Below are 24,310 nucleotides of genomic sequence, written 5' to 3'. Positions count from 1 at the left end.
AACCCTTTATTCCTTATAATCCTATGACAGAATAAGCGCCAAGAATTGACATCATACCCTAACGCGCCGTGACAGAAGACCGTAATTTCGACGATATTGCACATAAATTCGCCAAAAACATCTATGGATCCGAAAAAGGAGAGATTCGTCAAACTATTGTTTGGGAAGATCTTCAGGAAGCTATCGCACTGTTAACGTGCCCGGAAACGGGCAGGAGACAGGATGAACCCTTGCATATTCTGGATGCCGGTGGTGGTCTGGCTCAGATGTCCCAACGATTGGCACAACTGGGACATCAGGTGTCATTATGTGATCTTTCTTCGGAAATGTTGCAACTGGCGCAACAGGATATTGAACAGAAAGGCTTGCTTAAGCAATATCGCTTCATTCATTCTCCGGTACAGTCAGTCGCAGAACATTTGGATAGCAAAGTTGATCTGGTCTTATTTCATGCAGTGATGGAATGGCTAGCCAACCCGGAAGATGCACTGAAAATCGTACTGGATCAGGTGCGAGCAGGGGGGATAGCATCAGTGATGTTCTATAACCATCATGGATTAGTATTAAAGAATGTTATCTGCGGCAATATTCCTCATGTTCTGGAAGGAATGCCACACAGAAAACGTTTTAAACTGCAGCCACAAAAAGGTCTCCGGCCCGAGCAGGTTTATCAGTGGATAGAAGACGCTGGTTTTGAAATATGTGGCAAATCCGGTATTCGTTCGTTCCATGATTATATTGGCAACGTAAAAAATATGGGTGAATACCGATCTGAAGACGTACTGGCTCTGGAAAGGCAGCTATGCCGTCAGGAGCCTTATCTTTCTCTTGGCCGTTACATTCATGTATGGGCAAGGAAAACTGAAACACAGGAACAATAATGAGTGATATAACTCAGGCTGTTATCGAGGGACCGTTTGATGAAATGGTCGGCTGGGTAAAACAGAATGATTTCTCATTAAATCTTTCCAGCGAGCGCCTTGCTTTTCTTATTGCAATTGCGGTATTGAGCAATGAAAGATTTGACGGAGAACTGGGTGAAGGTGAATTGCACGATGTGTTTAAGATAGTGACCCAACGATTTGAGAGCACCGGAGAGGCCAGTGCTTTTCGTGCCAATAATGCACTGAATGAACTGGTTAGTCAGCGGTTGCTCAGTCGTTTCACCAGTGAAGTGACCGATGGTGCAAGCATTTATCGCCTTTCTCCACTGGCACTGGGTATTACGGATTATTACGTTCGTCACCGGGAATTTTCCCGGCTGAAACTTTCTATCCAGCTGTCTATCGTTGCCGATGAAATGGCTAAAGCGGTTGAAGCCGCCCGACAAGGGGGCAGCGAAGAGCACTGGCGCAAATATGTATATGCTGTGCTGCATTATTCGGTGGGAGAAATTTTTGATCAGATAGACCTTAACCAGAGAGTCATGGATGAACAACAGCAACTGGTAAAAGAGCAAATTGCTGAACTTTTAAACAAAGACTGGCGTGATGCGATTAATCACTGTGAAAAGCTACTGGGTGAAACTTCCGGTACGCTGAGAGAACTACAGGACACGTTACAGGCGGCAGGTGATCAGTTGCAGACGCAGTTGCTGGATATTCAGGAAATTACCTATGGTGATCCTGAACTGGATTATGTGGAAGAAACGCTGTTTGCTTTGCAGATGAAACTGGATCGGATTACCCGCTGGGGACAGCAGGCTATCGATCTCTGGATCGGATATGACCGGCATGTACATAAATTTATCCGGACCGCCATTGATATGGATCAGAACCGGGCTTTTAGCCAGCGCTTGCGTCAGTCGGTCAAAGATTATTTTGATATGCCTTGGTATCTGACGTATGCCGATGCCGAGCGTTTGCGGGATCTGCGTGATGAGGCGTTGGTACTGCGTGATGATGAAGTGACCGGCTATGTGCCTGACGAAGTAGAATATGAAGAATTTGAGCAAGTAAACGATGAGCTGACCGAAAAGGTTGCTGTCATGTTAAAGATACATAAAGAAGAGGGTACTCCGATCGATCTGGGTACTGTTCTGCGTGACTATCTGGCACAGCATCCGCAAACTCATCATTTTGATTTAGCCAGAATCGTTGTTGATCAGGCAGTTCGTCTGGGTTATTCCGGCGCTGATTACTCCGCAGTTCAGCCAGACTGGCAGGCAATTAACGATTTTGGTGCAAAGGTACAAGCAAATGTCATCGACAAATATTGACGAATATATGCCAGAAAGACTGGTAAAAGCGATTTCTAATCCTCTGTTTCCGGCACTGGACAGCATGCTGCGTGCCGGTCGCCATATTGCAGCGGATGATCTGGACAATCATGCCATGTTGTCGGATTTCGAAACGGAACTGGCGCATTTTTATCAGCGTTATAACACCGAACTGGTAAGAGCTCCTGAAGGGTTCTTTTATCTGCGGCCGCGCTCGACAGCACTGATTGGACGCAGTGTATTATCTGAGCTGGATATGCTAGTGGGTAAAGTGCTGTGTTTTCTGTACCTCAGTCCTGAACGTCTGGCTCATGAAGGAATTTTCACCAATCAGGAGCTGTATGAAGAAGTTCTGACACTGAGCGATGAGAAAAAACTGATGAAGCTGGTTACTAACCGGGCGACGGGATCGGATCTGGATAAAGAAAAACTGTTTGAGAAAGTCCGGACGTCGTTAAGACGGCTGAAACGGCTCGGTATGATTATCGGTATAGGCGATGAAGGTAAATTTCACATCAGTGAAGCCGTGTTCCGTTTCGGTGCTGATGTGCGCACTGGTGATGATATGCGTGAAGCTCAGCTCAGGCTGATACGTGATGGTGAAGCTGTTGTCGCTCATCCTGATAGTCAGCAGGACGTACCGGAAATGGAAACAGACGATCAGGAGGCGAAGACATTTTCGCCGGAGATTCAGTATGCAGAGACAGAGGATGAAGCATGATCAGAAGAGGTAAGTATCAATCCCTGACGATGATTAACTGGAACGGTTTTTTTGCCCGGACCTTTGATATCGATGGTCTGGTCACGACACTTTCCGGTGGTAACGGGGCAGGTAAATCAACCACGATGGCATCGTTTATTACTGCACTGATCCCGGATCAGAGCCTGCTGCATTTCCGCAATACAACGGAAGCTGGCAGTTCTCAGGCATCCAGAGACAAGGGGTTGTATGGTAAGTTACAGCCGGGTGTTTGTTATGCCGCACTGGATGTGGTGAACTCGCGCAATCAGCGTTTGCTGTTTGCGGTTAAACTGCAGCAGGTCGCCGGTCGTGATAAGAAAGTGGATATCAAACCCTTTGTTATTCAGGGGTTGCCCAGCCACCTTAAACCGACAGATGTGCTGATCGAAAATGTCTCTGATCAGCATGCCCGGGTACGTCAGTTAAATGAAGTCAAACAGTTGGTATCTGAAACAGAAGGCAGCCTTTTTAAGGCATTCAGCTCCGTTGTTGACTATCACGCTATGATGTTTGAATTCGGTGTGTTGCCGAAGAAACTGCGCAACAGCAGTGATCGCTCTAAGTTCTATCGCCTTATTGAAGCCTCATTATACGGCGGTATCTCCAGTGCGATTACCCGATCTCTGCGCGATTATCTTCTGCCGCAGAACGGTGGGGTGAAAAAGGCTTTTCAGGATATGGAATCGGCTCTGCGCGAAAACCGTATTACACTGGAAGCGATTAAAACGACACAAGCGGATCGCGATCTGTTTAAGCATCTGATCACCGAATCGACCAACTATGTCGCTGCGGATTATATGCGCCATGCAAATGATCGACGCAGTAAGCTTGCCCAGACGCTGACCCTGCGTGGAGAACTGTCTTCTTCTCGTATTACCCTTACAGAACAGCATGAGTTACTAAACCGGGTTCAGGAAGAGCTTACCCTGTTGACTGAACATGAGTCGGCGCTGGAGCAGGATTATCAGGCGGCATCAGACCACTTGCAACTGGTGCAGAATGCCTTGCGTCAGCAGGAAAAAATTGAACGCTATCAGGAAGATCTGGAAGAGCTGAGCGAACGATTGGAAGAACAGGTTATGGTGGTCGAAGAAGCTCAGGAACGTACCGTGATAGCAGAAGAGCAGGCGCATGTCAGCGAAGAGGAGGTTGACAGCCTTAAATCGCAGCTGGCTGACTATCAGCAGGCACTGGATGTTCAGCAGACAAGGGCGCTGCAGTATCAGCAGGCCAGACAGGCGTTGGAAAAAGCGCAGTCTCTGCTGAACGAGCCGGCTCTGGAAGCCGAAGAGGTACAGACTCTGCTGGCAGAGCTTAAACATCAGGAAGCGGATAAAACGTCGCTATTGCTGGCTCTGAAACATAAACTGGATCTCTCTTCTGCGGCAGTGCAGCTGTTTGAAGAAGGGCTTGCTCTGGTGACTTCTGTGGTGGGGCCGGTTGACCGTAGTGAGGCAGCTACTCTGGCAAGACGAGTGATACAGCGGGCTGCTAATGCTGAAAATCTGCTCCAGAATGAAGGGCAATGGCAGACTCAGCACCGGGAACTGGAGCGGGATATATCTGCTCAGCGTGAAACCCGGGTGTTGGCAGAAAGCTATACAAAGCAGTATCAGTCAGTGCTGAATGATGCCGGGTCAGTGGAAGACGAGCGGGAAAAGCACAGCGCTGTTATTGAGTCAGTGGAGTCTGAGCTCGAGACACTGCGGGAGATTCGTAGTGATAAACGTCGCAGTGAACAGACCTGTCAGGCCGAAATTCAGCGTTTGGAAAAGATTGCTCCGGACTGGATTGTCGCTAGTGAAGCGTTATATGCCCTGCAGGAACAAAGTGGCGCTCAGTTGTCTGACAGTCAGGCAGTCATGTCGCAGATGCAGAAGGTTCTGGAAGCAGAAAAACAGCTGTCAGTACAGAAAGATCGGTTGGGTCAGCGTCGTAACAAGCTGGATCAGGAAATCGAATGTCTGGCTTCTCCCGGAGGATCAGACGATCCGAGGCTGAAAAGTCTGGCTGATTCTCTGGGCGGAGTACTTCTGTCTGAAATCTATGATGATATTACCATTGATGATGCACCGTATTTCAGTGCTATGTATGGCCCGGCACGTCATGCGATTGTGGTTTCTCATCTGGACGGGATCAAAGAAAAACTGTCCGGGCTGGATGATTGTCCGGAAGATCTATACCTTATTGAAGGCGACGTAGATGCATTCGATGACAGCTCATTCAATGCCGATGAGCTGGAAGGTGCGGTATGTGTTCAGTTAAATAATCGGCAGATGCGTTATTCGCGTTTGCCTGCTATTCCGTTGTTTGGCCGTGCAGCTCGAGAGCAACGTCTGGAGCTGCTGCGTGAAGAGCGTGAAGAGGTCATTGAGCAGTATGCCAAAGTATCGTTTGATGCCCAGAAGCAGCAGCGTCTGTATCAGGCATTTAATACCTTTGTGGCAAACCACATTCAGGTGGCATTTACTACGGATCCAGAGCAGGAACTGGCTGAATTACGGGAAAAACGTAATCAGGTTATCCGTGAACTACAGGAATCTGAATCTCAGGAACAGCAACAGCGTTCTCATCTGAGCCACAGCAGACAGGCTTTGCAGGAGCTGGATAAAATTGCCCGCAATCTGAGACTGCTTGAGGACAACTCTCTGGAAGATCGCTTCTCAGAGCTGGAATTGAAGCTGGAACAATTGGCCGAATCCCGGCGTTTCTTGTCTGACCATGCTAAAGCGATAAAAACGTTGGAAGGTCTGGTTTCGGCACTGGAGGTGGATCCTGAGCAGTTTGACGTGCTTCAGGCTGATTTTACTGCTGCGGATTCCGGGTTGCAGATGGTAAAAAATCAGATCTTTGCGTTGTCGGATGTGTACGAACGTCGTCACCATTTTGCATACGCTGATTCTGTACAACTACTGGATCAGAGCAGTGAACTGAGTGAGCAACTGAAAGCAAAACTGGTGACAGCAGAAACTGCTCGTACCCGCTACCGGGAAGAGCTGAAACAGGCGCAGAATCAACTGAGCCTGTACAGCCAGTTACTAGCTTCTCTGAAGAGTGCTCATCAGGCTAAGTCGGAAACGGTACAGGAGTTCCGGCATGAACTGCAGGAATTTGGCGTACATGCTGATGAAGGGGCTGAAGAGAGGGCTATGTGTCGTCGGGATGAGCTGCATGAACGCCTGCATACATCCCGTAGCCGTAAGAGCGAGTACGAGCGTACCATCACGTCAACAGAACTGGAGATGAAAGGTCTGCTGAAACGGATGACAAAGGTACAGAAAGAGTATGCCGAGTTGCGTACCTTTGTGGTTGCAGCAAAAGCTGGCTGGTGTGCGGTACTGCGTCTGGCCAGGGAAAATGATGTAGAGCGCCGCCTGAATCGTCGGGAACTGGCCTATATGAGTAGTGATGAGCTGCGTTCCATGTCAGATAAATCACTGGGGGCTCTGCGTCTGGCGGTTGCGAATAATGAAACATTGAGAGATGCTCTGCGGGCTTCGGAAGATAATGCTCATCCGGAACGTAAGGTACTTTTCTATATTTCGGTATATCAGCATCTGCGTGAACGTATTCGTCAGGATATTATTCGCACCGATGACCCGGTAGAAGCGATCGAAGAGATGGAAGTTGAACTGGCTCGTTTGACGGAAGAGCTGACTCAGCGGGAAAATCGTCTGGCTATCAGTTCAGAGTCCGTCGCCAGCATCATCCAGAAGACTATCCAGAGAGAGCAAAACCGTATCCGGATGTTGAATCAGGGCTTATCCAACATTCATTTCGGTCAGGTTAATGGTGTTCGTCTGAATGTGAATATTCGTGAAAGCCATGACATATTGTTACGCGGCTTGTCTGAGCAACAGAGTCAGCATCAGGATTTATTTGAGAACTCCCGTCTTACATTCTCTGAAGCGATGGCTAAGTTGTACCAGAGAGTCAATCCGCATATCGATATGGGGCAGCGTTCACCGCAGGTTCTGGGTGAGGAATTACTGGATTATCGCAACTATCTGGAACTGAGTGTGGAAGTAAACCGCGGTTCAGACGGCTGGTTACAGGCAGAATCCGGAGCTTTGTCTACCGGTGAGGCCATCGGTACCGGTCAGTCTATCCTGCTAATGGTGGTGCAGAGCTGGGAAGAAGAATCCCGTCGTCTGCGCAGTAAGGATATTATTCCTTGTCGCCTGTTGTTCTTGGATGAAGCCGCCCGTCTGGACGGGAAGTCTATTTCGACGCTGTTTGAGTTGTGTGACCGTCTGGATATGCAATTATTGATTGCTGCTCCTGAGAATATCAGCCCGGAAAAAGGTACAACCTACAAGCTGGTGCGTAAGGTCTTTAAAGATCATGAACATGTACATGTGGTGGGGCTGCGTGGCTTTGGAGAAAAACCGGGCCAAGCGATTGACACGGCGAGGTTATCAGAAGAAATGGCAGACTAAAATGAGCCTCGTGGCTTAATTTTTCCTGTTTCTAACCCTCCTTATGCTGCAATGCAGAATAAAGAGGGTTATTTGTTCCGAGTGGTGAATATTACAACTCTTCAAGCAGGTGATGGAACTGAGGCATGTAGTCCCGATTTTCGCGAATGGTTTCCAGTAGAGCATCGTCCAGTACTGTACCGGTCGTCACTATAGGGTTCAGGATCAGTCCGCGCTTGGCTGCAACTAAGTCACCGGTTACGGCAGCCTGTACCGTCAAGGTTTCGAATTCTTTCATCAGTTGTATCAGGCGCAGGGTATCTGTAGGGAATGGTGCAACATTCAGCGGAAGCGGCCCGTTTTTCGTGATAACTGAGCTGACTTCTACGGCACAGTCATCCGGCAGGCCGCTGATTGCCCCGTTATTACGGGTGTTTACATGCATAATTGTGCGTTTGTCGTTATAGATGGAGGTCATCAGCTCACAGGCGGCCTCGGAATAGTACTGTCCGCCACGCTTCTCCAGCTCTTTCGGTTTTTCGTTCAGATCCGGATTTTTATAGATATCAAACAGGCGTTTTTCCATGGCCTTAACCACTTCACCGCGGGTTCCTGCTCCATCGGCTTCATGGCGCTCCTGCTGCATAATATCATCGCTGGTGTAATAGTAGCGCAGGTAAGCACACGGGATCATCCCCATATCCTGCAGCAGGTCTTTTGGCCATTCAAACGGAGGGATGTTCGATGGAACCAGAGTGTCGTTACCGTTAAGAATTTCGTTCAGCACATAGCCAAGTTTGTCTTTACCTTCATGCAGAATCTGACGAGCCCAGATCAAATGATTGAGTCCGGCAACCTGCATAATAAAATCATCTTCTTTGGTATTTAGCATGCTGGCTATGCCTTTTTGCATAATCACGGGAACATTACATAAGCCGACGGCTTTTACATTGGTATGTTTTAGAATTGCTTCGGTGACCATGCCTGAAGGGTTAGTGAAATTCAGCAGCCAGGCATCCGGACACAGCTCTTCAATATCCCGGCAGATTTCCAGTGTTATCGGGATGGTTCGGCAGGCATTGGCAAAACCGCCCAGCCCATTAGTTTCCTGACCTATCATGCCGTACTTCAGTGAAATACGTTCATCACGGATGCGTCCTTCAAGGCAGCCAGCCCGGAATTGGGAACAGATGAAATCGGCATTTTCCAAAGCCGGACGACGCTCAAGTGTGACATGAACTTTAATATCCAGTCCTTCGCGTTTGATCATCCGCTCTGCCAGTCCGGCAATAATATTGACCTTTTCCCGGCCATCTTCGATATCGACCAGCCACAACTCACCGATTGGCAGTTCATGCTTACGCTTTAACAGACCTTCAATCAGTTCTGGGGTATAGCTGGAACCACCGCCGATCACGGCAATCTTCAATGCTTTTTTCATGATGACTTTCTCTTTATGGATAAGATAAATTAATTTAAGCTTACAAAAACGAGGCTAACAAACGATTTATTTTGTCTTATACATTAGTCAAATTAATGTATGGAGTGTGATATGGATAACAAACAATCTATGATTGCTAACTTGTACACCTTTAGTGTAGTAGCTAAATTTCTGAGTTTTACTCTGGCATCGGAGGAACTGTGTCTGACACAGGGAGCTGTCAGTCAGAGGATCAAAAAACTGGAGCAGGAACTGGGTTTCAAGTTGTTTGTCCGTCTGACCCGCAGACTGGAACTGACTGATGAGGGGCGACGGGTACTGGCGACACTGACTCAGTCACTGGATAGTGTATTTTCTGAGATAGAGGATATTCGTTTTAATGAACTGACAGGAGAGCTTTATATCGGTGTGGCTCCCACTTTTGCACAGTTATGGCTATTGCCGCGTTTTTCTGAGTTTCAGCAGCGTTACCCTCTGCTGGATGTCAAGGTTCGGGTGAAGGCCAGCAAGCTGGATTTCCAGAACCAGCCTGTGGATCTGGCGATCTACTATGGAGATGCTGCACACACCGATTTTTATCATCAGAGGCTGTTTGATGAAAAATTATTGCCGGTCTGTACCCCGGAGTATGCGCAGAAACTCGGGCTGGATAAAGATGAATCCCGTCTGGCAGATGCCTGTTTTATTCATTGTACCGAATCGCTGGAGTTTCTGTCTCCTCAGGCAGAATGGCTGCGTTGGTTAAAACAGACAGGAAGGGAAACGGATATCATGCACCATCATTATGTATTTAATCATGAGGAGCTGGCGATGTCGGCAGCGAAGAACTCTATGGGTATTGCAGTTGGACGGTATCAGTTGATCAAACCTTATCTGCAGAGCGGGGAACTGATTGCTCTGTTTGAAGCGGTGGATGCCGGGCTGGGGTATGATTTGATCTGCCCTAAAGGGCATGAGCAACGCCCCAGATTTCAGGCATTTTCCTCCTGGATAAATGCAGTTATTGAACGCTCTAATCAAGATTTTTCTTAAATCGCATTGAAGCTGCGATAAGCCCAAGAGCAGTAAAAACAGCCAGCCACAGGGTATCTTTCCACAGATCCTGAAGGTCGGCACCCCGCAGAATGATACCTCTCACCATACGGATAAAGTGGGTGGCAGGCAGTATTTCTGCTATCCACTGCGCCGGAACTGGCATTCCTTCATAAGGAAACATAAATCCTGACAAAAGTATTGATGGCAGGAGAACGAATACGGTCAGTTGCATGGCTTGCAACTGAGTTGAGGTGAGAGTGGAGATAACCAGCCCCAGAGTCAGGCTTGCAGCGATAAAAAGCAGGGTTCCGAACAGGATCTGGCTTAGCTCACCATTTATAGGTACATCAAAAATCAGATACCCAAGACCAAGAATAATTACGACCTGAATCAACCCGATAAAGATATAGGGAATAATCTTCGCAATCATCAGTTCGAGAGGATGAATGGGCGTGGTGATCAGCAGCTCAAGATTGCCTCTTTCTCTCTCCCGGACAATGGCTGCACTGGTAAACAGAATCATGGTCATTGTCAGGATCACACCCAGGAGACCGGGAACGATATTCACTGCAGAGCGACGACTGGGATTATACAGCAGGGTCACGGAAAAGGTTTCTTCTACGGCTTCTTTACCTGCATGGATACCAAGATCACCGGGGGGCATATTGCGAAGTTTCATAATGGCAGAACCGATCATGGTATCAGACCCGTCTACAATCCATTGTCCGAGTTGTCGTCCCTGACCGACTCTCTGATCCAGATCTTCCGGCAGAAAAAGAACGGCTCTGACGGTGCCGTTACGTATAGCCTCTTCACCTTCTTGTACGGTCGGGTAGGCCTTTCTTATCTGAGTAACTTGCGATACGCGAACCGCTTCGGTGAGAAAGCGTCCGGAAGATGAGTGGCTGTGATCCACAATTGCGACAGGAATATTACGCACATCGGTATTAATGGCGTAGCCGAACAGTAGTAACTGAATCAGTGGAATCATCACCACCATGCCAAAAGTGATCCTGTCCCGTGAAAGTTGGCGGAACTCTTTTACCATAACAGCATGAATTCTGGAGAACAGGCTCATCGTTGTTTACCTCTGGTAGCAACAACAAATACGTCTTCCAGACTGGGACGGGTCAGGTTTATTTCCGCTGTGGATAATTCTGGAAATGTACTTCGTAGCCAGAATTCGGGATTTACAATTTCGGCTTCTACCAGCACTCTTAATCGTACTCCAAGCTGTGCTGCTGAGCGAATTTCCGGATGAGAGAGCAAGGTGTTTTTCAGAATTCTCAGGTTGCTGCAACGAACCTCCAGCACCTGTACCCCCATATTCTGCATCAGTTCTTCCGGCGATCCGTCTGCCCGGATAACTCCACGATCCATAATCGCCAGACGATGGCAACGCTCGGCTTCATCCATATAATGTGTAGAGACCAGTATGGTCGTTCCGGTTTCGCACAGATCGAATAATTGTTCCCAGAATTCGCGCCGGTTTTCAGGATCGACAGCGGAAGTCGGTTCATCCAGAAACAGCAGTTCAGGCTTGTGCAATGTCGCTGCTGCAAGGGAAAGGCGCTGTTTCTGACCACCGCTTAATCCGCAGACCCGTTGCTTTCTTTTCTCACTTAGTCCGTAAATGTGCAATTGTTCTTCTATACGGGATTTACGTAAGTGGGGGATGATGCCGAAAATTTGACTGATAAATTGCAGGTTCTCTTCAACAGAGAGATCATCATACAGGGAAAATTTCTGAGTCATATAGCCGATTTTCAGCCTCAGAGCTTCTGCTTGCTGCGGGATCCTGAGCCCAAGAACGTTGACCTCTCCCTGTGTCGGTTTCATAAGCCCTGTCAGCATACGTATCGTGGTGGATTTACCGCAACCGTTTGGCCCCAGAAAACCGTAGATACTTCCGCGTGGTACTTTCAGACTGATGTTATTGATGGCAGTAAAATTACCGAATGTTTTGACCAGCCCGTCAGCGATAACAGAGTAATCACTCATAGGCTGCTCTTGCTGGTAAATCTGCCTGTGCTGGTACGCCTGATGGCAGGTTTTTTGCCTCTTCTGACAGATCAATCTCAGCCAGATACATCAGGCGTGAACGTTCTTTTTCTGTAAGAGCATAGTAAGGGGTGAATGCCGGAGCAGTGGCTATAGTACGCACGGTTCCGCTAAAAATCTTGTCTATGCCGTCCACATGCACCGAAAGTCGGTCTCCTGGATGGAGGTGGGCGATGTATGTTTCGGGAATATAAACCCGGGCGTAAGGGATGCTGCTAACCTGCATAATGGCAATACAGCCACCTTGAGGAACTCTTTCGCCCAGATGGAATGGAAGGCTGTCCAGAATCCCGTTCCGGGTTGCGGTAACGGTCAGTTCATTCAGTCTGTGCTGCTGATAAGTGACGTCTGCTCTGGCCGCGGCAAGAGCGGCTTCTGCTTGTTGTATGTCTTCTGGTCGGGAGCCAGACTGCAATTTTGTGTATGTCTCTTTTGCACTTTTTAGCCGGGCTTTTGCTGAGTCTCTGGCAGCAAGTGCGGTATCGGCCTGAGAAGGACTGGCCAGCTTTTGTTCCACCAGATATTGCATACGCTGATAGGCTTTTTCGTTTTCAGTTAATACTGCTCTGGCTAAGTCAATCTGAGCATTGGCTGCTGCAATATCTTCAGTTCTTTCTCCATGATGTAAACGGTTCAGATAAGCTTGTGCTTTTACTTGTTCGGCTTCTGCTCGGGTCAGCAGAGCGCGTTGTTTTTGGGTATCAAGTTGCGCCAGTACATCTCCGGTTTTAATCTGGCTGCCTTCTTTAAACGGTAACGCTGTAATAATTTCGCCGGAAGTGGCGGTAAAGGTTACCCGGTCTCTTTCTATCGTACCAAGAGCCTGTACCGGATGCTGGTTGTTGCATCCGAAAAGGATAAGCAATGCGATGATGGTTGCCGGTAACCGGAACATAAGTCCTCCACTGCTGGAAATTAATTCTCTTAAAGTGTAGGACTTAAAATATGTTTGTTAGTGTGCGGGATCTAAATTTTTGGGGCTGTAGCAAGAAACGATAATATTTGTTCAGCATGTTGTGCGATTTCAATCCCTTCATTCGTCAGATAGCCGCCATCAGGAAGAGTGCATAATCCTTTGGTGTATAAGGCCGCTACAGCGGTCTGAGTATCCGGGGCTGCATCCTGATGTACTTTAATACCGGTAAAGGTACTGCTGAGGTCGAATTGAAGCAACAGGTTCAGTTCTGCAATATGTTCGGCGGTAAATTTCATAGTTGTTCCTAAAGTCAGGCGGTTAATTAAAAAGTAATGGCCAATGACCTGGTAAACAAGCAAATATCTTCAGAAATGTTAGCTGCGTTGAAAGTGGTGAATATTTAACCGTAATGGTTCTGATAGAAGAATGAACCCGGACGAATAAGTTTGTTTTTGAGTGATAACTCTAAAAAATCACCATTGTGAGCCTTTAGGGAAAGATGTCTGCAGTGTGATAAATATCGATATCTCTAATTATTTTGGTTGTTATTAGCCTGTTTTTTTTGTGAAAATTGCGCAGAATTTCACATGTAATGGATTACACGTATTGGGTTGAAGTTAGTGATAAATATCAAGATAAGTCTTTGTGAGCTCATTAGAAAAGTGGTAATGGCTTGTAGATACATATATTTTTAGGGATAGGTGATAGTGGAGCGTCGTATTTTTGTATTACTTAATATCTGGACGGGATTGAAAATTTTATTAGCCGGTTTTTTGGTATTGGCCTGTAGCCACTGGGGAAATGAAAGGTCACTGGACGTGTTTGTTATACCTATATTAGTTATGGTGGCCTGTATTCAGTTACCGATTCTGGTGCATAGTTTTATCTATACGCGAAAAATGTCTAAATCGATTCATCATGATTCCGGGGTGCTGTAAAGGGGAAAGACGTTTGTTATTATAATGTTACGATGAATATTCATATCTAAGCGGTATAGTTTTCCACAATATCTGTGGATAAAATTCTGTAAGCCCGTCATCTCGGGTTGTGCAGCAGTTGCAAGTGATTTTTTCAGAAATTTTTCCGTGCTCAGAGGAATTCTCCGGAAGGCTTATCCGCCGGGATTCTCTCTGAATTCTGCAGCATAAAACTACCCGGGTATAAAGCCAATGACAAAATCTCAAAATCAGGTAAAGTACTTACCTTAAGGAGAGGCTGAATAATCAGTCCAAACAAACATAACTTGCATAGGAAAGAAGATGATTCAAGTTGTCGGTCATAAAAACCCGGATAGTGATAGTATTTGTAGTGCACTGGTTGCGGCAGAACTGCTTAAAGCCCGTGGTCTTGAAGCGAAAGCAGTTCGTCAGGGCGAACTGAACCGTGAAACAACACATATTCTGGCTCAGGCTGGTGTTGATGCTCCTGAGATGTGTACCGGTGTTGCTGGTGAAAAGATCTGGCTGGTGGACTACTCAGATATTGCTCAGGCTCCGGATGATATCAAAGAAGCTGAGATTCTGGGTATTGTAGACCATCACCGTTTGGGTGACGTGATGACAGTTAACCCTCTTGAAGCTTGGATTTGGCCGGTTGGCTGTACCTGTACTATCCTGTTTAATCTGCTGAAGATGGAAAACGTTGACGTTACCCGTCCTTTAGCTGTACTTATGATGTCTGCCATTCTTTCTGATACGGTTGGTTTTGCATCTCCGACCTGTACGCAAAAAGATAAAGATGCGGTTGCAGAACTGGCTAATTACGCTGGTGTGACGGATCTGGATACTTTTATCAAAAAACTACTGATTGCAAAGACTGATATCGAAGGTCTTACGGCGGCCGAGCTGGTAGAAAAAGACCTGAAGGCGTATCCGTTTAATGAGCGCGAAGTTGTGGTTGGTCAGGTTGAGCTGGCAACGCTGGATCAGGTCGACGGTATGATTGATGCGCTTGAGGCCGATCTTACCCGTCGCTGTGAAGAAGAAGGACTGGCGTTTGCGGCCGTGATGCTTACGGATATCACAACAGCACAGACTCGTCTGCTATACAAAGGCGAATGGGCAGAGAAGCTGGTTAAGCATGAAAAAGACGGCATGCTGATGATGGAAAATACTCTGAGCCGTAAAAAACAAGGCTGGCCTTGGCTGCAACAGGAACTGGCATAACTACATACTGGTTTAAAGATAAGAAGAAAGGCAAAACGTTATGGTTTTGCCTTTTTTATTGGCAATCGATAGAGTTTTTATCTGGATGGATATTTCTTCATTGCCCCTTAGTATGTGAGGGATTGGTGTAAAAGTGGTTCTCAACCAGCTTTTGAGTAACTGGATGGGTTGGTGTTGTCAGGATAATTTGACTGTCGCCGTGTTCCACCACTTCACCGTCATGCATAACCATGACCTGATCACTGATATGTTTAATGATACCGATTTGCTGAGACACGTAGATAAATGAAACCCCCATTTCCTCTTGCAGTTCTAACAGGAGGTTAATAATCTGTGAGCGCATTGCCATATCCAGACCATTTAAAGCTTCATCGGCAATAATCACGGAAGGCTGCAATATGAGTGCCCGGGCAAGACAAACCCGCTGTTTTTGTCCAGTTGCCAGCATTTGCGGGTAAAAATATGCATGTTCAGGCAAAAGGCCAACACGTATCAGAGTGTCTTTTACTCTCTGAATGCGTGCTTCCGGAGACATGTCTGTATTCCGTTTCAACGGACCTTCCAGGATTCGGCCAATCTGAATGCGAGGATTTAAAGAGGTATTGGGATCCTGAAAAATCGTACGGATCAGCTTACATCGAGTGCTGTAATCACCGTGCTCCAGTTTTTCTCCATTGACGCGGATTTCTCCTGACGTCGGCTCTATTACCCCGGCCAGCATTTTAGCCAGAGTCGACTTACCAGAACCATTCTGGCCGATAAAAGCGATTGTTTGTCCCGGTTCGAGAGTGAAACTTACCGGCTTGACGGCTTCTTTCACTTTTTTTCGGAACAGTCCGGTACGGTTAACAAATGTTTTTGCCAGATTATCAACTTCCAGCAGGGCACTCATGATTGCTTCTCCAAATCGGTATTAAGCGGAAAATGGCAGGCATACTTATGGTCTTTTATCTTTTGTGTGTAGGGATATTCTACGCACTGACGCTGAGCGTATGGGCAACGGGGTCCCAGACGGCAGCCTATAGGTAAGTGTTGCAACGGAGGGATGGAACCCGGGAGAGAATGCAGTTTCTGTTTATGTGGAATTCCCTGAGTAAAATCAGGCATGGCATTCAGTAGGGCATGTGTATACGGGTGTTTAGGTGCAGTCAGAATACTTTGAGTTGATGCAGACTCGACTGACTGGCCGCAATACATGACTGTGATACGTTTTGCCCACTGAGTAATGGTCGTAAGGTCATGACCAATAAGTAGAATGGTCGTATTATTGACCTGATTCATTCTACTCAATAGTCTCAGGATCTGTGACTGAGTGATTGGATCGAGGTCATTCGTCGGTTCATCTGCAATCAAAATTCTTGGCTTAGCTGCAATCGCCATGGCAATCATGACTTTTTGACATTCCCCATCGGTCAGTTCATAGGGGTAACTGTCCATTATCCGGGTGTGCTCCTTGATCCCGACTTTATGCAATAGGGCAACGGCCTGTTTTTTCCGCCATTTCAGCCTTTCCCACCAGCGTCCTTCAAAGGATTTGGAAGGAATTGATTCTGCCAGCTGTTTTCCGACCGCTTCAGATGGATCCAGACAGCTGGAAGGTTCCTGAAATATCATGGCAACATCGCGGGCAATGACTTTGCGGCGTTCTCGAGGCGTCAGTTGCAACAGGTCAATATCACCTAATCGCATCCGGTCAGCAGTGATACGCCAGTTGTCTTTACACATGCCGACAATGGCTTTTGCGACCAGACTTTTCCCTGAGCCGGATTCTCCGACGAGACCGCGAATATCCCCTTCGCTGATGGTCAGGCTCATCCGATCTACGGCTTTAACCAGTCCATGCGGCGTTTCAATTTCTATAGTTAAGTGTCTGAAATCAAGAAGTGGCATTATTCGACTCCTGCATTGAGTGCATCGCGGACACCTTCGCCGACAAGGTTGATGACAATAACAGTAAACATAATCGCCAGTCCGGGAAGTATGACCGTCCAGGGAGCCAGATAGATCAGTTCTACTGAATCGCCTAAAATGGCTCCCCATTCGGTGCTCGGAGCCTGTGCACCGAGGCCGAGAAAGCCCAGAGCCGTAATATCTAAAATGGCAATAGTCAGAGAGATAGTAATTTCAGCGATAATGACAGACAGAATATTTGGCAGAACCGAATTGGTCAGCAAATAGAGGTTGTTTGCCCCGTCCAGCCGTGCCGCCATAATGTAGTCTTTTTCTACTTCATTATGTACAGCGGTATATACCGAGCGGATAAAGCGGGGGATCAGCGCTAAACCAATAGCAAGCAGAATATTCAGCTCACCAAAACCGAGAAAGGCGACAAAAATAATCGCCAGCAGCAGGGATGGGATGGACATGACAGTATCAAACATATGGTTAAGGGTACTGGATAACATTCCTTTGGTCATGCCAGCCAGAAAACCGATAACGCAGCCAATCAGTGTCGCCAGAAAGGTGATGACTACCGCTGCACCATAAGTAAATTGTGAGCCTGCTAGAATCCGGGACAAAATGTCTCTGCCCAGATCATCAGTGCCAAAAAAGAAATCAACAGTGCCTCTGGGCTCCCATGATGGAGGAAGCAGAAGATGGGCAGAATGCATCTGAGGTTCGTAGGGTGTTATCCACGGAGAAATCAGGGTGATTAGCGTGATTAGCAGCAGACACCACGAACCGAACATGGCCAGACTGTTTGCCCGGTAACTGCGCCAGAAACGTTCAAACTGGGTCGGAATATGTTCTTCCTGATAGATACTATTTGTTATCCGCATTTAATTCCTTCCTTATCAGGGGATTCACCATTGCACCCAGCAGGTCTGTGAAAATATTTGCGGCAAGTACAAATGTGGCGACAACCATAACACCCGCCTGAATAGAAACGTAATCTTTGTCCGACAGCGCATCAAGCAACCAGCGCCCGATGCCCGGCCAGTTGAAAATTGATTCGGTAATGATCGCAAAGGTCAGCATACTGGATAGCTGTACACCAAATTTAGGAATAATAGGGGGCAGGGCATTTCTCAGTACATGCTGCATCACGATTTCATATTTTGACAGTCCCTTAATTCGGGCGACCCGGATGTAATTTTGAGTCATGACTTCAGCAACAGATGCCCGCATCAGACGTACAACCTGTGTTGTCGGAGCAAGAGCCAGTATCAGAGAAGGCAGGATCAGGTGTTCGATGACATTTTGCAGAGCCTGAGCCCGGAGGGGGCTCTGGGAAAGAAAGGCATCAATCAGAGCGAAACCGGTCACGTGTTCAATCTCATACAGCAATTCATATCGGCCTGATACCGGCAGTATTCGCAGGTTAAGGGAAAAGAACATAATTAAAAGTAATGCCAGCCAGAACAGCGGGGCACTATAGCCGGACATTGAAATAAAAGAGATAACCCGGTCGATAAGCCTACCCTGACGCATGCCTGCCAGTGTACCGGTAGGAACGCCTATCAGCAGTGCAAAAACAGAAGCAATAATACACAACTCAAGCGTAGCCGGAAAAACAAAACGCAGGTCATCAATAATAGGCGTTCCATTCTTATTCAGACCAAAATCGAGGTGACTCAGACGGGAAAGATAGTCGATCCAGCCGTCTGAAAATGGATACTCTCCCCATGGCGATGACGGGTCAAGGCGCAGAATACTGTACCCGACTAATGTCAGGATAAGCAGAGTGATCATAAACAGAAAGAGTTTTCTCAGTGAGTAATTAAACATCTATCGGTTCCTCTTTACCTGATAGAAATTCTGGGTGTTGAACTGATCGATAGCAAATCCGTCCAACGACTGATGATAAGCCTGAAACTGTGCTCCATGAGCAAGAGGAATAACCGGAACCTCTTCATTCATAATATTCTGAGCTTGCCGGTACAGATTAATGCGGTAACGGGAGTTATTGGTCTCTTTCGCCAAATTAAGCAGAAAATCAAAATCCGGATTACACCACATAGAAATATTCATCCCGGCCTGATTCGCATTACAGGAAAGTAAAGGGCGGAAAAAATTATCAGGGTCACCGGTACTGGCATTCCAGCCGGTCAGTATCAGGTCGATATTGGCAACCTTATCTAAATCTGTCCGGTCAAAGCGGTCGCCGGTAAATAGTAGCAGTGTGACACCGATGTCGGCCAGATTTGCCTGAATTAGCTCGGCTGTTTTTCTCGGACTCGGGTTATAGGCACTGGTTTCAAGCGGTACCCACATAGATAATTCCAGCCCGGAACTGAATCCAGCTTCTCTTAGCAGAGCAAGGGCATAATTTTTATCATAGCGGACGTGAACCGTATCTTTCTGATAAGCCCACGATGATGGTGGCAGCAGCGTATAGGCCTGTGAGCCGGTGCCGTAATAAACGGATTCAAGAATATTTTCCCGGTTGATTGCAAGGCTGAGTGCCTTGCGAACCCGCAGATCCGACAGAGCCGGATGTTTGGTATTAATAGCAATGAAAGCGACATTCATTGCCGGGTGAGCATCGAGTTTTAACTGCTTCTGCTCTTTTATCGTCGGAATCTGGCTAGATAGCGGAGCATTTAGAACATCACATTCACCACGCAGCAGTTTTGCCAGCGGGCCGGTACCGTGAGCCGATATATCAAATACGACCTGTTGCATCTCTGGGCGTCCTCGCCAGTAATTATCGTGTCGTTTCAGACGGATCAGATCACCGACCTGGTAGTCGGCCAGATAAAAGGGGCCCGTTCCGACTGGTTGAGTGTCGAGTTTGATTTTCTCATCACTCAGCATCAGCTGTTGTGCATATTCTTTCGAGTGGATAACAGCAAAAGGAGTGGAAATATTCGGTAGAAAAGTATTGTCGGGGCGGGTCAGAGTGAACCGGACATGGTTATCATCAACCGCTTCAACTTTGTCCACTAACTTTTGAAAATCAAAGCCGGAAAACCAAGGATAGACCGCTTTTCCTACCTGATGAAACGGGTTATTCGGATCCAGTATCCGGTTGAAGCTAAAAACCACATCGCTGGCATTCATCGGTCTGGTCGGGGTAAACCATGCGGTCGTCTGGAATGCCACATTTTTCCGCAGTTCGATAGTAAATTCTGTACCGGATTCGTTTACTGTCCACCCCCGAGCCAGAGCTGGTACTGGGTGCAGGGTTACTGGATCAAGCTGGAATAGAGTGTCAAAGAGTTGTGGTCCCAGTGAATCGGAAGTGATACTGCGTTCAACCTGCTGTGGATTAAAAGAGTCCGGTGCGCTCTGACCGCAAAAAACAAATCCCTGTTCGCGAATTTTTGACTGATCAATATCGCTATTACATCCGGCTAGCAGACTCAGTCCGCATAGCCCAACCGCTATGTTAAATAATACTTTCATAGAAAGAACTTGTTATATTGATAAGAATCACGTTTTCGACACAGATATTTTGCGGGACGCGTTCCAAAGATCCGGCTAATTTACCATTTTTGTTCAGACAGACCAAGTGAAGCGTCATTATATGTCTCAGTTCTCTTCATCGGTTTCCGCTCCGGTGTTGTGTACTGAGCCGATTAGCTGGTATTTTCGCAACATCCCTCTCAGCTGATGATAGCTGAGTCCCAGCAAGTTTGCTGCCTGTCGTTGATTATGTCGGGCTTCTTTCAGTGCCTGAGTCAGTAACTGAATATCATAATCCTCTATCTTTCTTTTGTAATCTATAGGGAAAACGAAATCTTCATCAGTAACCGGAGACTCTGCTGTGGTACTCTCGCCAGACGTGTTTTTCCAGGCACAGACAAAGGGATCAAAGATAAGCTGTCCCACAGGGAGTTCAGACCGGCCATGCTGATAGATGGCTCTTTCAACAACATTCTTCAGTTCCCGAATGTTTCCCGGCCAGGAATATTCCTGTAAGGCTGAAGCGGCCTGTGGCGTAAATCCGGTAAATAATGGCAGGGAGAGTTCTCTGCACATTTTTATGGCATAGTGCTCTGCCAGTAATAATATATCTTCCGGACGTTCCCGAAGGGGAGGAAGATGAATCACATCAAAGGCGAGTCTGTCCAGAAGATCCGCTCGGAAGCTTCCCTGCTGTGCCCGTTGCGGAAGGTCAGCATTAGTGGCACAGATGAGCCGGACATTTGCATTTAATGTCCGGTTACCACCGACTCTTTCGTATTGATTGTATTCGATAACGCGCAGCAGTTTTTCCTGCACAGAGAGAGGTGCGGTAGCAAGCTCATCAAGAAAAAGGGAGCCATTCTCTGCCCGCTCAAAGCGTCCCTGATGTTTCCCTTTTGAGCCGGTAAATGATCCCGCTTCATGACCGAAGAGCTCTGAATCAATCAGACCTTCACTCAGTGTTGAGCAATTGAGCGTAATCAAAGGTTGATCCCAGCGCCTCGACAGGTAGTGCAGTCGCTGGGCTATCAGTTCCTTCCCTGTCCCTCGTTCCCCGATAATCAATACTGGTCTTTCAATTGGTGCAAGCTTTGACACCTTATCCAGAACGGCGAGAAAATTACCGGATTCACCAATCAGCGTCTGTTGCTTCATCGTTGTGATGGTTCCTTTTTATATGGGGTGGTTAAAATTACCAACTATTAGCTGAATTGATCATAGCATGCGATACAGTAAATTCTATTTTTTCTTAACTGATTAATTTTTATAGAATTTCATCTTGGCATATATCTTGGTTGTCGTATGATAGGTCAAACCGATAATCACCGAGGTATATTATGGGCATCTTTTCTCGTTTTGCAGATATTGTAAACTCCAATATCAGTGCATTGCTGGATAAAGCAGAAGATCCGGAAAAAATGATTCGTCTGATCCTTCAGGAGATGGAGGATACACTTGTCGAAGTACGGACTAATTCAGCAAAAGCTCTGGCGGATAAAAAAGAGCTTTCCCGTCGGGTAGACAGTCTTCAGGAGCAGGTGGATGAATGGCAACAGAAAGCGGCACTGGCTCTGTCTAAACAGCGGGATGATCTGGCTCGTGCCGCTCTGATCGAAAAGCAGAAGCTTCAGGATGTAGTGAAAAGCCTGCAGTCTGAACAGACTCTGGTTGCTGAAACTATTGAAAAATTGAGTGGAGAGATTGGCAAGCTTGAAGCCAAGATCAATGAAACACGGGCAAAACAACAGGCTTTGGCTATTCGTCGTGAAGCGGCCGGTAACCGCCGTGATGTTCAGAAGCACTTGCATACCGCCCGGACTCATGAAGCTTTTTCCCGCTTTGATCGATACGAAAGAAAAATTGATGAGCTGGAGGCCGAAGCTGACAGCTATGCCATGTCTGGTCAGGGCAAATCATTGGATCAGGAGTTTGCTGAACTTCAGGCTCAGGATGAGATTGAACAGGAACTGGCTAAAATGAAACAACAGATGGAATTACAGAAGCCGCAGAATGAACAATAATCACAGGAGAAGGCTATGATGGGCGCATTTATCACTGTTCCGATAATCTTATTTATGATTTTTGTTGCGCCGTTATGGTTACTTCTTCATTACCGGAGCAAAAGAAAATCAGCCACAGGATTGAGTGAGGAAGATTATGCGGCTCTGCAGCGGTTATCAGAAAAGGCGGAATCACTACAACAAAGGGTGGGGACACTGGAACGGATCCTGGATGCAGAAGCCCCGAACTGGCGGCAGAATTATGAGAGATAGAGAACTGTACCGGGATCCTGTTAACGGCAAATTGGCTGGAGTTTGTGCCGGCATCGCACACTACTTTGGTATTGAAGTCTGGCTGGTCAGAATAATCGTTGTGTCTGTCACACTGCTTGGCGGGAATTTTCTGGTGGTTGTCGCCTACGTTGCTGCCGCAATGATGCTGGAAAAACAGCCCTATGACTATACCCAGACAGTACAGGCAGAACAGTGGCATAAACTGAAAAGTAAATCCTGGCAATCAGGAAAGACCCCGGCACAACTGCTTATGGCACTGGATCAGGATTTGTATTCTCTGGAAAGCCGGGTTCGTTCTATGGAAGCGTATGTGACGTCCGATACCTTTAAAGTTAACCGGGAATTCAACAAGCTGTAAGCTGTATTGATCCCGGTTACCTGCTTCTGCTATTGATGCTTGCAGTCGCGCTATTGCTCTCAGTGTCGGTCATTATCAGTAAATGATACTGATCTTCCCGGCACTCTCTTTAGCTTCATCAATAGCAGTTTCAACACTTTTGCGTTTGGTTAAAACAACCCCGAGACGGCGGCGGCCGCTGATATCTGGTTTACCGAACAGACGGATTTGGGTCTGCGGTTTTGCCAGAGCATCTTCCATGCCGGAAAAACGGACATTATCTGACGTGCCTTCACCCAGAATAACGGCAGAAGCCGATGGACCGTATTGAGTGATGTTATTCACGGGCATTCCGGTAAATGCCCGGACATGCAGAGCGAATTCAGACATATCCTGAGAAATCAGAGTGACCAGACCTGTGTCGTGAGGACGGGGGGATACTTCATTAAAGATAACCTTATCACCTTTGATAAACAGTTCCACACCAAACAGGCCATAGCCTCCCAGTGCATTAACCACCTGTTCGGCAATGTATTCTGCAGCTTTGAGTGCAACGTCTGACATGGCTTGTGGCTGCCAGGATTCACGATAATCACCGTCTTCCTGACGATGACCAATCGGTGCACAGAAATAAACCCCATCGACAGCTCGAACGGTCAGTAGTGAGATTTCATAATCAAAATCGATAAAGCCTTCAACAATGACTCGTCCGGCACCAGAGCGGCCGCCTTCCTGTGCGTATTTCCATGCTTTCTCAATATCTGCATCTGTTTTGATGATACTCTGGCCTTTACCGGAAGAACTCATTACCGGTTTTACTACGCAGGGTGTGCCGACATAGTTAACAGCTGCCTGAAAATCTGTATAAGTATCGGCAAACTGGTAAGGAGAGGTCGGTACTGATAGCTCTTCGGCAGCAAGGCGGCGGATACCTTCTCTGTCCATCGTCAGTTTGGTTGCCTTCGCAGACGGAACCACCTTCAGTCCCTGTTCTTCAAGCTTGATTAGGGTATCGGTTGCGATAGCTTCAATCTCCGGTACGACAAAATCAGGCTTTTCCAGACTAATCAGTTCTTCCAGCGCTTTTCCGTCCAGCATATCGATAACATGGCTGCGGTGAGCAACTTGCATGGCCGGTGCATCTGCGTAACGGTCACAGGCAATGACTTCCAGACCTAAGCGCTGACACTCGATGGCAACTTCTTTTCCAAGTTCACCAGAACCGAGTAGTAAAACACGTGTCGCATTCTTACGGGTTGCTGTACCAAGCATTTTTGCATCCTTTTTTCAGTACGAATGGGGCGGATCATACTGATATTTTGTTTTTAGGC

At 47.1% G+C, this 24,310-nt stretch carries 22 protein-coding genes; 10 read left to right on the top strand and 12 right to left on the bottom strand.

Going from position 1 to position 24,310, the window contains the following annotated elements; genetic code table 11:
- Positions 1-68 precede the first annotated feature (68 nt).
- The 4 genes from cmoM to mukB are packed head-to-tail and all read left to right on the top strand — an operon-like array spanning position 69 to position 7,399.
- A complete protein-coding gene (gene cmoM, locus CSW98_RS02830; protein ID WP_100798919.1) occupies positions 69-881 on the top strand; it encodes a tRNA uridine 5-oxyacetic acid(34) methyltransferase CmoM in 813 nt (270 codons plus the stop codon).
- The gene (gene mukF, locus CSW98_RS02825) at positions 881-2,218 is read left to right on the top strand and encodes a chromosome partition protein MukF (protein WP_100798918.1); all 1,338 of its coding nucleotides are present in this window, start codon (positions 881-883) and stop codon (positions 2,216-2,218) included. Before cmoM ends, mukF begins: the two co-directional genes overlap by 1 nt.
- Positions 2,199-2,939 (top strand): chromosome partition protein MukE, encoded by a 741-nt coding sequence (mukE, locus tag CSW98_RS02820; RefSeq protein ID WP_198517263.1) that lies wholly within the window; start codon positions 2,199-2,201, stop codon positions 2,937-2,939. Before mukF ends, mukE begins: the two co-directional genes overlap by 20 nt.
- Positions 2,936-7,399, top strand: a complete 4,464-nt coding sequence (mukB, locus tag CSW98_RS02815; protein WP_100798916.1) for a chromosome partition protein MukB — start codon at positions 2,936-2,938, stop codon at positions 7,397-7,399. Before mukE ends, mukB begins: the two co-directional genes overlap by 4 nt.
- A gap of 91 nt (positions 7,400-7,490) precedes the next feature.
- Here the strand turns inward: mukB and CSW98_RS02810 are convergent, their stop codons facing one another.
- The gene (locus tag CSW98_RS02810) at positions 7,491-8,819 is read right to left on the bottom strand and encodes a 6-phospho-beta-glucosidase (protein WP_100798915.1); all 1,329 of its coding nucleotides are present in this window, start codon (positions 8,817-8,819) and stop codon (positions 7,491-7,493) included.
- 111 nt (positions 8,820-8,930) lie between these two features.
- Between CSW98_RS02810 and CSW98_RS02805 the strand changes: the two genes are divergently transcribed.
- On the top strand, positions 8,931-9,851 hold the full coding sequence (locus CSW98_RS02805) for a LysR substrate-binding domain-containing protein (RefSeq protein WP_100798914.1): 921 nt from the start codon (positions 8,931-8,933) through the stop codon (positions 9,849-9,851).
- On the opposite strand, the gene CSW98_RS02800 is transcribed toward CSW98_RS02805, so the two are convergent.
- The 4 genes from CSW98_RS02800 to CSW98_RS02785 all read right to left on the bottom strand — a co-directional run bounded on the left by CSW98_RS02800 (position 9,832) and on the right by CSW98_RS02785 (position 13,127).
- Positions 9,832-10,932 carry an ABC transporter permease gene (locus CSW98_RS02800; RefSeq protein WP_100798913.1) on the bottom strand — a complete coding sequence of 367 codons (1,101 nt, stop codon included), beginning with the start codon at positions 10,930-10,932 and terminating at the stop codon, positions 9,832-9,834. The two genes, CSW98_RS02805 and CSW98_RS02800, sit on opposite strands and share 20 nt — an antisense overlap.
- The gene (locus CSW98_RS02795; RefSeq protein WP_100798912.1) at positions 10,929-11,855 is read right to left on the bottom strand and encodes an ABC transporter ATP-binding protein; all 927 of its coding nucleotides are present in this window, start codon (positions 11,853-11,855) and stop codon (positions 10,929-10,931) included. Before CSW98_RS02795 ends, CSW98_RS02800 begins: the two co-directional genes overlap by 4 nt.
- On the bottom strand, positions 11,848-12,810 hold the full coding sequence (locus CSW98_RS02790; RefSeq protein ID WP_100798911.1) for an HlyD family secretion protein: 963 nt from the start codon (positions 12,808-12,810) through the stop codon (positions 11,848-11,850). Before CSW98_RS02790 ends, CSW98_RS02795 begins: the two co-directional genes overlap by 8 nt.
- Before the next feature lie 71 nt (positions 12,811-12,881).
- Positions 12,882-13,127 (bottom strand): TIGR02647 family protein, encoded by a 246-nt coding sequence (locus tag CSW98_RS02785; RefSeq protein WP_100798910.1) that lies wholly within the window; start codon positions 13,125-13,127, stop codon positions 12,882-12,884.
- A gap of 411 nt (positions 13,128-13,538) precedes the next feature.
- Between CSW98_RS02785 and CSW98_RS02780 the strand changes: the two genes are divergently transcribed.
- Together CSW98_RS02780 and CSW98_RS02775 are read left to right on the top strand one after the other, a co-directional pair.
- Positions 13,539-13,769 carry a hypothetical protein gene (locus CSW98_RS02780; protein ID WP_100798909.1) on the top strand — a complete coding sequence of 77 codons (231 nt, stop codon included), beginning with the start codon at positions 13,539-13,541 and terminating at the stop codon, positions 13,767-13,769.
- A 321-nt stretch (positions 13,770-14,090) separates the two neighbouring features.
- Complete coding sequence (locus CSW98_RS02775; protein ID WP_100798908.1) at positions 14,091-14,996, top strand: manganese-dependent inorganic pyrophosphatase; 906 nt, start codon at positions 14,091-14,093, stop codon at positions 14,994-14,996.
- A gap of 97 nt (positions 14,997-15,093) precedes the next feature.
- On the opposite strand, the gene CSW98_RS02770 is transcribed toward CSW98_RS02775, so the two are convergent.
- From CSW98_RS02770 to pspF, 6 genes are all read right to left on the bottom strand, one after another.
- Positions 15,094-15,888, bottom strand: a complete 795-nt coding sequence (locus CSW98_RS02770; protein ID WP_100798907.1) for a peptide ABC transporter ATP-binding protein — start codon at positions 15,886-15,888, stop codon at positions 15,094-15,096.
- A complete protein-coding gene (locus tag CSW98_RS02765) occupies positions 15,885-16,886 on the bottom strand; it encodes a peptide ABC transporter ATP-binding protein (RefSeq protein ID WP_100798906.1) in 1,002 nt (333 codons plus the stop codon). Before CSW98_RS02765 ends, CSW98_RS02770 begins: the two co-directional genes overlap by 4 nt.
- The gene (locus CSW98_RS02760; RefSeq protein ID WP_100798905.1) at positions 16,886-17,776 is read right to left on the bottom strand and encodes an ABC transporter permease subunit; all 891 of its coding nucleotides are present in this window, start codon (positions 17,774-17,776) and stop codon (positions 16,886-16,888) included. The genes CSW98_RS02765 and CSW98_RS02760 overlap by 1 nt, the downstream gene beginning before the upstream one ends.
- Positions 17,760-18,725, bottom strand: a complete 966-nt coding sequence (locus tag CSW98_RS02755) for an ABC transporter permease (protein WP_100798904.1) — start codon at positions 18,723-18,725, stop codon at positions 17,760-17,762. Before CSW98_RS02755 ends, CSW98_RS02760 begins: the two co-directional genes overlap by 17 nt.
- A complete protein-coding gene (locus CSW98_RS02750) occupies positions 18,726-20,345 on the bottom strand; it encodes an ABC transporter substrate-binding protein (protein ID WP_100798903.1) in 1,620 nt (539 codons plus the stop codon).
- Between the two features lie 126 nt (positions 20,346-20,471).
- Positions 20,472-21,503, bottom strand: coding sequence for a phage shock protein operon transcriptional activator (pspF, locus tag CSW98_RS02745; RefSeq protein ID WP_100798902.1), 1,032 nt, complete (start codon positions 21,501-21,503; stop codon positions 20,472-20,474).
- A gap of 182 nt (positions 21,504-21,685) precedes the next feature.
- Here pspF and pspA point away from each other — a divergent pair, with 182 nt between their 5' ends.
- The 3 genes from pspA to pspC are packed head-to-tail and all read left to right on the top strand — an operon-like array spanning position 21,686 to position 23,000.
- Complete coding sequence (gene pspA, locus CSW98_RS02740; RefSeq protein WP_100798901.1) at positions 21,686-22,369, top strand: phage shock protein PspA; 684 nt, start codon at positions 21,686-21,688, stop codon at positions 22,367-22,369.
- A 15-nt stretch (positions 22,370-22,384) separates the two neighbouring features.
- Positions 22,385-22,621: an envelope stress response membrane protein PspB gene (pspB, locus tag CSW98_RS02735; protein ID WP_100798900.1), complete on the top strand. Its 237-nt coding sequence runs from the start codon at positions 22,385-22,387 to the stop codon at positions 22,619-22,621.
- Complete coding sequence (gene pspC / locus CSW98_RS02730; protein WP_100798899.1) at positions 22,611-23,000, top strand: envelope stress response membrane protein PspC; 390 nt, start codon at positions 22,611-22,613, stop codon at positions 22,998-23,000. The genes pspB and pspC overlap by 11 nt, the downstream gene beginning before the upstream one ends.
- A 75-nt stretch (positions 23,001-23,075) precedes the next feature.
- On the opposite strand, the gene purT is transcribed toward pspC, so the two are convergent.
- Positions 23,076-24,251 (bottom strand): formate-dependent phosphoribosylglycinamide formyltransferase, encoded by a 1,176-nt coding sequence (gene purT / locus CSW98_RS02725; protein WP_100798898.1) that lies wholly within the window; start codon positions 24,249-24,251, stop codon positions 23,076-23,078.
- Positions 24,252-24,310: the final 59 nt, after the last annotated feature.

The organism is Vibrio sp. HA2012 (assembly GCF_002812955.1).
GTDB lineage: Bacteria > Pseudomonadota > Gammaproteobacteria > Enterobacterales > Vibrionaceae > Vibrio.
Note: the sequence above shows the minus strand (reverse complement) of the source record. Positions and strands in the feature narration are given on the sequence as shown.

Coding starts and splice junctions, on each gene's coding strand:
- mukF (WP_100798918.1), top strand. CDS start 881: ATGAGTGATATAACTCAGGCTGTTATCGAGGGACCGTTTGATGAAATG.
- pspC (WP_100798899.1), top strand. CDS start 22,611: ATGAGAGATAGAGAACTGTACCGGGATCCTGTTAACGGCAAATTGGCT.
- pspB (WP_100798900.1), top strand. CDS start 22,385: ATGATGGGCGCATTTATCACTGTTCCGATAATCTTATTTATGATTTTT.
- CSW98_RS02785 (WP_100798910.1), bottom strand. CDS start 13,127: ATGAAATTTACCGCCGAACATATTGCAGAACTGAACCTGTTGCTTCAA.
- CSW98_RS02765 (WP_100798906.1), bottom strand. CDS start 16,886: ATGCCACTTCTTGATTTCAGACACTTAACTATAGAAATTGAAACGCCG.
- CSW98_RS02775 (WP_100798908.1), top strand. CDS start 14,091: ATGATTCAAGTTGTCGGTCATAAAAACCCGGATAGTGATAGTATTTGT.
- CSW98_RS02800 (WP_100798913.1), bottom strand. CDS start 10,932: ATGAGCCTGTTCTCCAGAATTCATGCTGTTATGGTAAAAGAGTTCCGC.
- purT (WP_100798898.1), bottom strand. CDS start 24,251: ATGCTTGGTACAGCAACCCGTAAGAATGCGACACGTGTTTTACTACTC.
- pspA (WP_100798901.1), top strand. CDS start 21,686: ATGGGCATCTTTTCTCGTTTTGCAGATATTGTAAACTCCAATATCAGT.
- CSW98_RS02770 (WP_100798907.1), bottom strand. CDS start 15,888: ATGAGTGCCCTGCTGGAAGTTGATAATCTGGCAAAAACATTTGTTAAC.
- CSW98_RS02810 (WP_100798915.1), bottom strand. CDS start 8,819: ATGAAAAAAGCATTGAAGATTGCCGTGATCGGCGGTGGTTCCAGCTAT.
- CSW98_RS02795 (WP_100798912.1), bottom strand. CDS start 11,855: ATGAGTGATTACTCTGTTATCGCTGACGGGCTGGTCAAAACATTCGGT.
- pspF (WP_100798902.1), bottom strand. CDS start 21,503: ATGAAGCAACAGACGCTGATTGGTGAATCCGGTAATTTTCTCGCCGTT.
- CSW98_RS02805 (WP_100798914.1), top strand. CDS start 8,931: ATGGATAACAAACAATCTATGATTGCTAACTTGTACACCTTTAGTGTA.
- CSW98_RS02760 (WP_100798905.1), bottom strand. CDS start 17,776: ATGCGGATAACAAATAGTATCTATCAGGAAGAACATATTCCGACCCAG.
- mukB (WP_100798916.1), top strand. CDS start 2,936: ATGATCAGAAGAGGTAAGTATCAATCCCTGACGATGATTAACTGGAAC.
- CSW98_RS02755 (WP_100798904.1), bottom strand. CDS start 18,725: ATGTTTAATTACTCACTGAGAAAACTCTTTCTGTTTATGATCACTCTG.
- CSW98_RS02750 (WP_100798903.1), bottom strand. CDS start 20,345: ATGAAAGTATTATTTAACATAGCGGTTGGGCTATGCGGACTGAGTCTG.
- mukE (WP_198517263.1), top strand. CDS start 2,199: ATGTCATCGACAAATATTGACGAATATATGCCAGAAAGACTGGTAAAA.
- CSW98_RS02790 (WP_100798911.1), bottom strand. CDS start 12,810: ATGTTCCGGTTACCGGCAACCATCATCGCATTGCTTATCCTTTTCGGA.